This is a genomic window from Alicyclobacillus suci, assembly GCF_017329615.1.
GTDB classification, from domain to species: domain Bacteria; phylum Bacillota; class Bacilli; order Alicyclobacillales; family Alicyclobacillaceae; genus Alicyclobacillus; species Alicyclobacillus suci.
On the sequence record NZ_JAFMTW010000024.1, the window covers coordinates 41,198 to 52,389 of the forward strand.

Genomic DNA, 11,192 nt, shown 5'->3' on the forward strand with positions numbered 1-11,192 from the left:
TTCGTCGGTCATTGTCCGAACTTACCGGATGCGTAATCTTCAAAGGCTTGTTTGATTTGCGCCTGAGTATTCATGACAAATGGGCCATAGGCGGCAACGGGTTCCTCCACAGGTTGTCCGGCATAAAGTAGCACTCGGAGTTTTGTTGTAGCCGTCATCTCGAGGATACTTTCTGCCACGTTTTTGTCACGACTGAGCCAAAGAACCTGCTTTGGGTTACCAAGCTGCCGATTCTCACCGAAATAACCGCTTCCTTCTAGGATATAAATAAATCCATTGTATCCACCTGGGAGGTTCTCGGTTAGCTTGGCGCCTGGCTCTAGTTGGATTTCTAGCATCGTCACAGGAACATGGTTTTGCGTATTGCTCTTTATACCGCCGGATGACCCGGAGAAAATCCGAACGGTGCCGCCTTCCACATGTCGAGTGGGCATATCCGCACTACGCAAATTCTGATAGCGTGGTGCGGTCATTTTGTTGTGGCTCTGTAAGTTGATCCACAGTTGAAGGCTGTGGACGATTTCTCCGGGTGCAGCATCCTCTTGATGGATGACACCGCGACCCGCTGTCATCCATTGCACGTCGCCCGGGGCGAGTTGTCCTTCTCCGAAACGGTTGTCGTAGTGATTGAGTCGACCTTCAATCACATAGGTCACTGTTTCGATCCCACGGTGCGGATGGACATCAAAAGTCCCTTTGGTAAACCAGTCTTCGGCGAGGAACAGAAACGGGTCGTAGAGCGTCCAATTTCCCGGCTCGAGAACCATTCCGACTGTATGGTTCTCGCTTTGTTGCTGCGGTTCCACTGTCCAGACGCGTTCAATATGGCGTGCATAAGTTGATTGTGTATCCATGGTAACACACCCTTGTCTTCCGACTACAATCTATCAAACAAGGCAATGTTACCATAGTACCATTAGAAAAGTACCTGGAAGGCTGTGGTCACTCGTCGCTCTCGATATCCGCAATGGTATATATTTCGCGCAACTCGGCATCCATTGCACAATAGTCTCCGTCGCAAATCAGTTCTAGTACTTGTCCTTGCATAGGTTGTCCCCTCTCTCCTTGGTATAGTCGATACATATGCATAGACGGTAGAGAAATAGACCAACTCTATGATAGAGGTGTGGGGGCAGTGGAATTTCAAGTTTTGTCGAGCGACGTCGACCCGGCGGGGCGAAAAATACAAAATTCTGACGGATGCTGAAGTGCCGATGATACTGGTGTCAAGGCCTGTCACATTCGCGCGATTTTCATTATTTTTCGAGAAATAGATTGAATCGTTGCAAGTTTGTTTCGCGTTGCAGGTGGCGCGCAGTTGCCGTTGGCTAAAGTGTTTGGCAACCGCGCGCCATCTGACATCAGATCATTCGCTTTGAATCGCTAGATCAGCCATTTTGAGGATGGTACTACGGGATCTCGCACCCGCGATAAAGCGAGCTGGATGGCAGAACACGGCATCGTCGACGCCAATCAGTTGATTCAGTTCAGTTTCCTCTTTCCCAGCCCAAGACGCTGGCAGCGGCTTGCGTGCTTCAAACGAGCCGAGCACCTTGGGGACGACTTGAATGCGGTATTGTCCGTGTCGGTCAGGGAAGACGACGTACAAGACGGATTGGTCTTGGTCTAGGTCGAATAACGTTTCTGACCATGGACAGAACGAAGCGAGTTCGAGAATTTCCTTTCTGTCCCGTTTCGTAAATGCTTCTTTTACAATATCGATTGCGGCAATTCGGCCAATTTCCGCGCGCAGGGTGTTATTGAGAATGCTGGTGGCAAATTGGACGGCCTCGTGAAAGGCTTCATCTTCGTCCAAGTCTGAGTTCCAAGGTGGATTAAAGCTGGCGATGAGTTCGGAAATCCCTTTGATTCGGGCGTCACGGGCGAGATCGACACCATTGTCAATTGCATCGATGGCTTGAATGAGTCGTTCATCGATGATTTGTACCACTTTATCTGCATCCGCGCTCGTGTTTAGCCGCCCTACGCATTCGTGTCCAAAATCGCGCCAAATGAGGCCAGCGCTGGCGTAGGGGATGCCATTGTCGCGATAAACTTTGTCCGTCGAATGGTGATCGTATTTTCCACGCCCTACGTCGACGACAATGTCGCAGTGGCTAAGAATTTGCTCGTCGCGGGAGCGGATGACTTTGGCATCAGGGTAAAACTGTTTCAAAATGGCGACAGCGAACACTTCGTCCGCGTGAAACTTTCCGTGGTGCGTACCAATGACCATGCATTTCATTCCTTACAAGACGATTTGGTGTAACGTGCCTCATCGGGCTGCTCAATTATAAATGAAGAAACTGTGCACAGGGTAACAATGCGAACTGTATTTCGAGTATTCCATCGCAACGGTTGTTCATCCGTCATGTTCTTGACAAAACCTTCCCTTGTGGGATAAGGATATGAATCAACCGAACAAAATGGAAAGGATCTAGTTTTGTGACGGCATCAGTTGGGCAATGGAAACCAAATGAATTGAAATTTCTTTGGTGATTCAAGGGACGGTTTTCCATGGATTCGACAAAACTCGCGGTAGAACGCGTTTGCATTAAAATTTAGTCGGGTGATAATATGGGTTGAACCAAGGCACCAGTTATCGCCATGGCGTGAGACGAACAGGAGGAGAAGCTGTGGCCGATTATTTAGTCATCGTCGAATCGCCCGCAAAAGCGAAAACGATTGGAAAGTATTTGGGGAAACGCTATGCGGTGAAAGCCTCCATGGGCCACGTTCGCGATTTGCCCAAGTCACAGCTCGGCGTCGATGTCGAGCATGATTACCAGCCGAAGTACATCACCATTCGCGGGAAGGGCGATGTCATTAAGTCCCTCCGCAGTGCCAGCAAAAAGGCGAAGAAAGTGTATCTCGCAGCGGACCCTGACCGCGAAGGGGAAGCGATTGCATGGCATTTACAGCACATTCTCGATTTGAATCCAGACGATTCTTGTCGGGTCGTCTTTCATGAAATTACTAAAGACGCGATTAAAAATGCCTTTAAAAATCCGCGCAAGATCAACATGGATGTCGTCAACGCGCAACAGACTCGACGCATTCTCGACCGTCTCGTGGGGTATCGATTAAGCCCACTGCTTTGGAGAAAAGTGCGCAAAGGCCTGTCCGCAGGTCGCGTACAGTCTGTGGCAGTCCGTTTGATTGTGGACAGGGAAAACGAAATTCGCAAATTTCAACCGGAGGAATATTGGACCGTCGACGTCACGTCGTTGGTCGATGGAAAGAAATTAACCTCTCGGTTCTATGGATATGATGAGCAAAAGACGCCACTTCCGAACGAGGAGGCGGTCAACGAACTACTTGCGCGAATCGGAAATGATGCACTGACCGTCCGCAAGGTCAAAAAATCAGAGCGCAGACGTAATCCGGCCGCACCGTTCATCACGAGTAGTTTGCAACAGGAAGCAGCGCGCAAGCTCGGTTTCCGGGCCTACAAGACGATGGCGGTCGCGCAACAATTGTACGAAGGGCTCGATATACCAGGAGAAGGAACTGTTGGTTTAATCACCTATATGCGTACAGATTCCACGCGGATTGCGCAGTCGGCCCAAGAAGAGGCGCGCGACTACATTCGGCGTGAATTTGGTGCGGAATACGTGCCGAGTCAACCGCGTCAGTACAGTAAGAACGAAGACGCGCAAGATGCGCACGAAGGCATTCGACCAACGTCGACGCTGCGGCATCCAGATTTGATCAAAGACCACTTGTCGAAGGATCAATACCGACTATACAAGTTAATTTGGGAGCGCTTCGTCGCAAGCCAAATGTCTTCTGCTGTTCTTGACACTACGTCCGTCGATTCCGAGGTGAATGGCGCTTGGTTTCGCGCGACAGGGTCCGTCATTAAATTTCCAGGCTTTATGGCGGTGTATATTGAAGGCAATGACGACCAGGACGACGACGACAAGAGTCGTTTGTTGCCACCGGTGTCTGAGGGGCAAGTCTTGAAAACACAAAAGGTCACGCCGGAGCAACATTTTACACAACCTCCTCCGCGTTACTCTGAATCGAGCCTCGTGAAGGCGATGGAGGAGTTGGGTATTGGCCGCCCGAGTACTTACGCACCGACGATTGACACGATTCTGAAGCGCGGCTACGTGGTTTTGGAGCAAAAGCGCTTTGTTCCGACAGAGCTTGGGGAAATCGTGGTGGAGTTGTTGGTCGAGAACTTTAAACAGCTAATCGACGTGGATTTTACGGCGAACCTGGAAGGGGAACTCGACGCAGTCGAAGACGGTGAGGCGGACTGGGTCAAACTGTTGGATGAGTTCTATCACGCGTTTGAAAAGGACTTAGAACACGCCGAGAGCTCTCTTGAGCACGTGGAAATCAAAGATGAAGAGTCGGATGTGCCGTGTGACAAGTGCGGTCGGATGATGGTGTACAAGAATGGCCGTTACGGCAAATTTCTCGCCTGCCCGGGCTTTCCTGAGTGTCGGAACACGAAGCCGATTACGAAAGAAGTAGGCGTCAACTGCCCGAAATGTGATAAGCCGCTGGTCGAGCGGCGTGGTAAACGGCGCAAAGTGTTCTATGGGTGTAGTGGCTATCCCGAGTGTGACTATGTGCTATGGCAAAAACCGACGGGTCAACTGTGCCCGATTTGCTCACATCCGTTAGTTGAAAAGCAATCGCGTGGAAAAGTGACCATTGTCTGCAGCAATGAAAAGGCACACCCACACGCAGCGCCTCTGGAGGAAGAAGGCAAGCGAAAGTCGTCTTAAGATGGATAAAAGGGAGCGTCTGATTTGACAAATTTGAAAGTGACTGTAATTGGGGCGGGACTGGCCGGCTCGGAAGCCGCATGGCAAGCCGCTGAGGCGGGTGCCGAAGTGACATTGTACGAGATGCGGCCGGTCAAACAGACACCAGCGCACCATACGCAAGAATTTGCGGAACTGGTTTGTACGAATTCATTACGAGCTGCCGCGATTACGAATGCGGTAGGTTTGCTCAAGGAGGAAATGCGACGCCTGAATTCGGTGATCATTCGCGCGGCAGATGAACATAGTGTCCCAGCTGGCGGCGCACTGGCGGTAGACCGCGAGCGCTTCTCCGCGCGTGTGACCGAGTTGGTTGGTGGGCACCCCAATGTCACCGTGCGCCGGGAAGAGGTGACGAGCATCCCGACGGACGGAATCACCATCGTGGCAACGGGGCCGCTGACGTCGCAAGCGCTATCGGAGGACATTCGACGTTTTATTGGTCAGGACTACTTGTACTTTTTTGACGCCGCTGCACCGATTGTCACGAAGGAATCAGTGGACATGGATAAGGTGTTTTTGCAATCGCGTTACGATAAGGGCGAGGCGGCGTACTTGAATTGCCCGATGGACGAGGCGCAGTTTGAGGCGTTTTACGACGCACTGATTCATGCGGAGCGCGCGTCGTTGAAGGATTTTGAGGAAGAGCGGTATTTTGAGGGATGTATGCCGATTGAAGTTATGGCTGAGCGGGGCAAACAAACCTTGCTGTTTGGTCCCATGAAGCCAGTCGGATTGAGAGATCCGCGGACAGGCAAACGACCGCATGCCGTCGTGCAACTGCGCCAGGATAACGGCGCTGCCACCTTGTTTAACTTGGTTGGGTTTCAGACGCACCTCAAGTGGGGCGAGCAAAAACGCGTATTTAGCATGATTCCAGGGCTTGAGAATGCAGAAATCGTGCGTTACGGCGTCATGCACCGGAATACCTATATTAATAGTCCTCGAGTTTTACAGCCGACCTATCAGACAAAGGTGCGGGAGAATTTGTTTTTTGCAGGGCAAATTACTGGCGTCGAGGGTTATGTGGAATCGGCGGCAGCTGGTTTAATCGCGGGATTGAATGCGGCACGTGTGGCGGCGAATAAGGAGCCTGTGACGATGCCTCAGGTTACGGCTATCGGCAGTCTCGCGCACTATATTACGCATACGTCAGCAGACAACTTTCAGCCGATGAATGCGACGTTTGGTCTATTTCCGCCGCTCGAGGAACGATTTAAAGACAAGCGGGCGCGCAATCAGGCGCACGCTGATAGGGCGCTGGCAGCGCTCGCCCGTGAAATTGAAACGTTGAAGGTGTGACAGATGGATTTAGAGGCGTGCACAACGGCGTTTCTTAGCGCGCGTCGACAAAAGTGGAGTCAACGCACGTTGACTGCGTACGAGAAGGATTTGGCGTGTTTACTCGACTATCTCAAAACACATGGTGTGACTGAACCCCAAGAAGTCACTGTAAAACGATTGCGAGGCTTTTTGGCAGGGGAAATGACGCGCGGCGTCAGCAAAGCGTCGGTCGCGCGCCGGTTGTCGTGTTATCGTTCCTTTTTTGACTATCTTGAACAACATGAGCTGGTGAGTGCGAACGTGGCGCGCGCATTGGCCTTGCCGAAAAAAGATAAAACCATTCCGAAGTATTTCTATCATGAGGAGGTCTCGACACTCCTGAATCACATGGATGGTGACTCGTTTGCGGATGTGCGAGACCGGGCGTTGCTCGAATTCATCTACGCAACGGGTGTGCGCGTCAGTGAGTGCGTAGCGCTCGACGTCGGCGATATTTCTCTTGACGAGCAATTGGCGCTCGTCTTTGGCAAAGGCGCGAAGGAGCGGTATGTCATCGTGGGTTCGGCTGCGTGCGATGCACTTAGACGGTACTTGCAGTTGCGGTCGCGCGTTGCGCAGACGAACGCCCTGTTTGTCAACGCCCGTGGCGGCCGCCTGACGGACAGAAGTGTACGCAGGATACTGGATAAGCGCATCGCGCAGGTGCCAGGTTTGCGCAAACTCAGTCCGCATGGATTGCGTCACACGTTTGCGACCCACTTGCTCGATGGTGGCGCTGACCTGCGTAGCGTTCAGGAATTGCTGGGGCATGCAAGTTTATCGAGTACACAAATTTACACGCACACTTCGCGCGAGCGATTGACGCGCGTGTATCAAGACAGTCACCCACGGTCAGAGCGGCCGAGGGGCGAATGAAAGGATGTGCCAAGGTGGATTTAACGATGCATGCCACGACGATATTCGCGGTATTGAAAGACGGTAAAGGGGCGATGGCCGGAGATGGTCAGGTCACGCTTGGAAACAGTATGATTATGAAACAAGGTGCGCGCAAAGTGCGCCGTCTCTACCATGGTAAAGTGGTTGCGGGCTTTGCCGGATCGGTCGCCGACGCATTTACCCTGTTTGAGAAGTTTGAGAAGCGTCTCGAGGAATACCAAGGGAATCTGCAGCGCGCGGCGGTGGAGTTGGCGCAAGAATGGCGCTCGGATAAAGTGTTGCACAAACTGGAAGCTATGTTGCTTGTGATGAACGAAGATGATTTATTCGTCGTCTCCGGCGGCGGTGAAGTGATTCAGCCGGACGATGGTATTTGCGCCATTGGGTCTGGCGGTGCGTTTGCGCTTTCCGCCGGTCGGGCGTTAGCGCGCAACACCGATTTGTCCGCAGAGCAAATCGCCAAAAAGGCACTCGAAATTGCGTCCGAGATCTGTGTGTTTACGAATGATCATATCATTGTAGAAACGGTCGGCTGAGGATACGTATGACTTTGGGGGTAGTAAACCTTCGAGGTTCAGGGAGGGAATTTTGTGTCTATTGAGAACGAGTTGACACCGCGCCAAATTGTAGAGCACTTGGATAAATATATTGTGGGTCAACGCGGCGCGAAGCGAGCCGTGGCTGTCGCGCTTCGCAATCGCGCCCGTCGTGCGCAATTGCCACCAGACTTGCAGGCTGAAGTCACACCCAAAAATATCTTGATGATTGGTCCGACTGGCGTCGGGAAGACGGAAATCGCGCGGCGCTTGGCAAAGCTCGTCGGGGCGCCATTTATCAAGGTGGAAGCTACGAAGTTTACCGAAGTCGGCTACGTTGGGCGCGATGTTGAGGCGATGGTGCGAGATCTCGTCGAGACGGCGGTGCGCATGGTCAAAGCTGAACATGCCCAAAAAGTGCAGAAGGAAGCTGAAGAGCGGGCGAATGATCGCATTGTTGACGCACTGGTGCCAGACCCGAACGCGCGCCGGAAGATGGGGAATCCGTTTGAAATGCTGTTTGGTGGCGGGAACCAGTCGGATCGGCCATCGCACGAAGCCAGTTCTGAGTCTGTTCGCGAGGAACGGCGACGGATGCGACATAAATTGGATATGGGTGAACTCGAGGACCACTACGTGGAGATTGATGTCGAGGAGCAGGCGAATGGAATGTCGCTTGGCTTTATGCCGGGAATGGGTCCGGAGGGACTCGGCAACATCCAGGAGGCCCTTGGGAATCTGTTGCCTAAACAGACACGCAAGCGCAAAATGACGGTGCGCGAGGCACGAAAGGTGCTCACGCAGGAAGAGGCGGGTCGCTTAATCGATGCGGATGCAGTCAACGCCGAAGCGATTTATCGCGCGGAGAATCAGGGCATCATCTTCATTGATGAGATGGATAAAATCGCCGGAAAAGAGCAGCGCGGAGCAGATGTTTCGCGCGAGGGCGTGCAACGTGATATTTTGCCGATAGTCGAGGGATCGACGGTCACCACGAAATACGGTGCGGTGAAGACCGACTACATGTTGTTTATTGGTGCTGGCGCGTTTCATGTAGCTAAGCCGTCTGATCTGATTCCGGAGTTGCAGGGGCGCTTCCCGATTCGCGTCGAGTTGGAGCCGTTGACGGCAGAGGATTTCGAACGAATCTTGCGCGAGCCGGAGCATTCGTTGCTCAAGCAGTATGCGGCGCTCTTGGAAACAGAAGGAATTGCCGTCAAGTTCACGGACGATGCGATTGAGCGAATTGCGCAGATGGCTCAGCAGGTCAACCAGGATACCGAGAACATCGGGGCTCGGCGATTGCATACGTTGGTCGAAAAAGTCCTTGAGGACTTGTCGTTTGAAGCGCCGGATGTGAATCTCGAATCGATTTCCATCACGGCTGCTTATGTCGATGAAAAGTTGCAAACCATCGTCAAAAATAGAGACGTGAGTCAATTTATTTTGTAAGTTATGGGTAGAAACTTGTGAACGATTCATAAGTGAGGGAAACGGCAACTGCGATATGCCTAGGTATATCGCAGTTGCCGTTTTGTGATCAGTCCGTGAACAGCGGGAACTTTTTACCTTCGCCAAAATTCCATGTGCAGGATTATGACAAGATTCGACGAATCATTACACTTGTCGTCGAAATAGGAAACCGTGTGGATGGGGTATGTAGAGTGAATACGATGCAGTTATTGCAAATGTCGCTCGACGCGGCGACACTGCGTCAACAGGTGTATGCAAACAATATTGCAAATGCTGAAACGCCAAATTACAAACGACAGGATGTCGCCTTTGAAACGTACTTTCAACAGGCGTTGACCGCGAATCCAACCGAGATGATGGGGCAACAACATATTCCTTTGTCCACCTCGGACCAGGTCAATAACTTGCCAGATGTACAACCCACTGTGTATACGGACACGAGTTCGACCGTCAATAACAATGGCAACAACGTCGACTTAACTTCAGAAATGGTCGATATCGCGGAAAATCAGGTCAAATATGAAGTGCTCGCGCAAGATGTGTCCATGCGACTCCAACGTTTGGGTACCGCTATACAAGGAGGTTGATGAACGGTGTTTGATACGTCCAGCATGAATATTGCGGCAAGTGGATTAAATGCCAATCAACTTTGGCTCAATGTGATTTCGAATAATATTGCGAATGCGAATACGACGCGCACGCCGCAGGGAGGGCCGTATCGCCGGGAAATTGTAAACTTTGCGCCGGCAACTGGACAATCATCGTTTCAAACTGCGCTCGGACAAGCTATTGGCACCAACGATGCAGGTGTTCAGGTGACGTCCATCACGCAGGATACGAGTCCCTTGAAGTCCGTCTATGACCCGACGAATCCAGACGCTGTCAACGGGTATGTTCAAATGCCAAACGTCGACATTTCGACGGAGATGGTGGATATGATTACCGCTTCACGGGCGTACGAGGCGAACTCGACAGCTTTTGATGCGGCCAAGCAAATGGATTTGGATGCATTGAACATCGGGAAGTAAGGAGTGACACGCGATGGCGATACAAGCAGTTCAGTCCGTGCTGTCTGGTGCGGTGGGTCAAATGGCTCCTGCACAGTCAGCGGGTGCTTCACAGACGAGCTTTTCCGACTTTCTCGCCAAAGAGTTAGATAAGGTGAACGAAGTTAGCGCAACGGCCGATCAAATGGCACAGTCGTACGCGACAGGCGGGTCGGTTACGGCAACGCAGTTGATGATTGCCGAGCAACAGGCCTCCTTGGCGGTCGACATGGTTTCGCAAGTGGCGAGCAAAGTCACGAGTGCGTATCAGACCGTCATGAACATGCAGATTTGACAGCGATAGATTGAGGGTGAACGAACTTGAACGAAACCCTGCGTGGGATGTGGACGCGGGTTGTTGACCGCTGGAAGTCTGTGTCACCCAATATGCGCCGCAATGTCATTATTATTGCGGTGGCGGTACTCGCGGCGCTGTCTGCGCTTTTGTGGATTGTATCGCGGCCGCATTATGTCATGGTGATGAGCGGTTTGGACGATAAGTCGTTGGGGCAAGTCCAGACCCAGTTGCAGACGTTAAAAATCCCGAATGAAATTGAGGGTAGTTCCGTCTTGGTTCCTGCAAAGGACGCCAATGAAGCCCGTGTGCAACTTGCGGAAGCGGGTCTTCCTCAATCTGGTTACATCGGCTACTCGGGTGTCAGCAATTCGATGGGGATGACGCAGGACGAATTTAATATTCAGGTTTTGGATGCGTTGCAGCAAAGTTTGAACGAGACGATTTCGAGCATCGACGGCGTTGAGTCGGCACAGGTACATATTGTGATGCCTCAGCAGCAGTTGTTCGTCAGTCAAACGACGCAGGATGCAAAAGCGTCTGTTTTTGTCACGCTTGGCAACGGCGTTCAGTTGTCGGCTACGCAAGTCGCTGGGATTCAGCAACTCGTGGCGCATTCTGTGCAAGGGCTCAGTGTAAACAATGTGAGTGTCGTGGACCAAAACGGCAACACCTTGTCTAATCCGGATGGTGCTGCGGGCGCTTCCACTGTTGGTGGCGCCTCGTCAGAATTGGCTTTGCGCAGAGTGTTGAAAACGACATGACCGAGAAACTGACAAGCGGGTTACAACAAATTGTCGGCGCCGGTAACGCTGTCGTTGTGGTGCATGCGAACGTGACG

Annotated in this window: 11 protein-coding genes; 9 read left to right on the forward strand and 2 right to left on the reverse strand. The window is 52.0% G+C overall.

Annotated features, from left to right (window positions below; all coding sequences use genetic code 11):
• Positions 1 to 8 precede the first annotated feature (8 nt).
• Together J3482_RS12505 and J3482_RS12510 are read right to left on the reverse strand one after the other, a co-directional pair.
• Positions 9 to 854: a pirin family protein gene (locus tag J3482_RS12505; RefSeq protein WP_146821744.1), complete on the reverse strand. Its 846-nt coding sequence runs from the start codon at positions 852 to 854 to the stop codon at positions 9 to 11.
• 512 nt (positions 855 to 1,366) lie between these two features.
• On the reverse strand, positions 1,367 to 2,236 hold the full coding sequence (locus tag J3482_RS12510; protein ID WP_146821745.1) for an MYG1 family protein: 870 nt from the start codon (positions 2,234 to 2,236) through the stop codon (positions 1,367 to 1,369).
• A gap of 400 nt (positions 2,237 to 2,636) precedes the next feature.
• On the opposite strand from J3482_RS12510, the gene topA reads away from it, so the two are divergent.
• The 9 genes from topA to fliF all read left to right on the forward strand — a co-directional run bounded on the left by topA (position 2,637) and on the right by fliF (position 11,115).
• On the forward strand, positions 2,637 to 4,742 hold the full coding sequence (topA, locus tag J3482_RS12515) for a type I DNA topoisomerase (RefSeq protein ID WP_146821746.1): 2,106 nt from the start codon (positions 2,637 to 2,639) through the stop codon (positions 4,740 to 4,742).
• 33 nt (positions 4,743 to 4,775) lie between these two features.
• Positions 4,776 to 6,083 carry an FADH(2)-oxidizing methylenetetrahydrofolate--tRNA-(uracil(54)-C(5))-methyltransferase TrmFO gene (gene trmFO, locus J3482_RS12520; RefSeq protein ID WP_146821881.1) on the forward strand — a complete coding sequence of 436 codons (1,308 nt, stop codon included), beginning with the start codon at positions 4,776 to 4,778 and terminating at the stop codon, positions 6,081 to 6,083.
• 3 nt (positions 6,084 to 6,086) lie between these two features.
• Positions 6,087 to 6,980, forward strand: a complete 894-nt coding sequence (gene xerA, locus J3482_RS12525; RefSeq protein WP_146821747.1) for a site-specific tyrosine recombinase/integron integrase — start codon at positions 6,087 to 6,089, stop codon at positions 6,978 to 6,980.
• 26 nt (positions 6,981 to 7,006) lie between these two features.
• On the forward strand, positions 7,007 to 7,537 hold the full coding sequence (gene hslV / locus J3482_RS12530) for an ATP-dependent protease subunit HslV (protein WP_223204023.1): 531 nt from the start codon (positions 7,007 to 7,009) through the stop codon (positions 7,535 to 7,537).
• A 60-nt stretch (positions 7,538 to 7,597) separates the two neighbouring features.
• Positions 7,598 to 8,989 (forward strand): ATP-dependent protease ATPase subunit HslU, encoded by a 1,392-nt coding sequence (gene hslU / locus J3482_RS12535; RefSeq protein WP_188332136.1) that lies wholly within the window; start codon positions 7,598 to 7,600, stop codon positions 8,987 to 8,989.
• Between the two features lie 221 nt (positions 8,990 to 9,210).
• A complete protein-coding gene (gene flgB / locus J3482_RS12540; RefSeq protein WP_223204024.1) occupies positions 9,211 to 9,597 on the forward strand; it encodes a flagellar basal body rod protein FlgB in 387 nt (128 codons plus the stop codon).
• 6 nt (positions 9,598 to 9,603) lie between these two features.
• The gene (flgC, locus tag J3482_RS12545) at positions 9,604 to 10,038 is read left to right on the forward strand and encodes a flagellar basal body rod protein FlgC (RefSeq protein ID WP_146821751.1); all 435 of its coding nucleotides are present in this window, start codon (positions 9,604 to 9,606) and stop codon (positions 10,036 to 10,038) included.
• A 13-nt stretch (positions 10,039 to 10,051) separates the two neighbouring features.
• Positions 10,052 to 10,351, forward strand: a complete 300-nt coding sequence (gene fliE, locus J3482_RS12550) for a flagellar hook-basal body complex protein FliE (protein ID WP_236018204.1) — start codon at positions 10,052 to 10,054, stop codon at positions 10,349 to 10,351.
• A gap of 26 nt (positions 10,352 to 10,377) precedes the next feature.
• Positions 10,378 to 11,115 (forward strand): flagellar basal-body MS-ring/collar protein FliF, encoded by a 738-nt coding sequence (fliF, locus tag J3482_RS12555; RefSeq protein ID WP_236018205.1) that lies wholly within the window; start codon positions 10,378 to 10,380, stop codon positions 11,113 to 11,115.
• Positions 11,116 to 11,192 lie beyond the last annotated feature (77 nt).

What these genes read in the sequence shown, in the direction of transcription:
- J3482_RS12505 (WP_146821744.1), bottom strand. Translation starts at nt 854, where the DNA reads ATGGATACACAATCAACTTATGCACGCCATATTGAACGCGTCTGGACA.
- J3482_RS12510 (WP_146821745.1), bottom strand. Translation starts at nt 2,236, where the DNA reads ATGGTCATTGGTACGCACCACGGAAAGTTTCACGCGGACGAAGTGTTC.
- xerA (WP_146821747.1), top strand. Translation starts at nt 6,087, where the DNA reads ATGGATTTAGAGGCGTGCACAACGGCGTTTCTTAGCGCGCGTCGACAA.
- hslV (WP_223204023.1), top strand. Translation starts at nt 7,007, where the DNA reads ATGCATGCCACGACGATATTCGCGGTATTGAAAGACGGTAAAGGGGCG.
- flgB (WP_223204024.1), top strand. Translation starts at nt 9,211, where the DNA reads ATGCAGTTATTGCAAATGTCGCTCGACGCGGCGACACTGCGTCAACAG.
- fliE (WP_236018204.1), top strand. Translation starts at nt 10,052, where the DNA reads ATGGCGATACAAGCAGTTCAGTCCGTGCTGTCTGGTGCGGTGGGTCAA.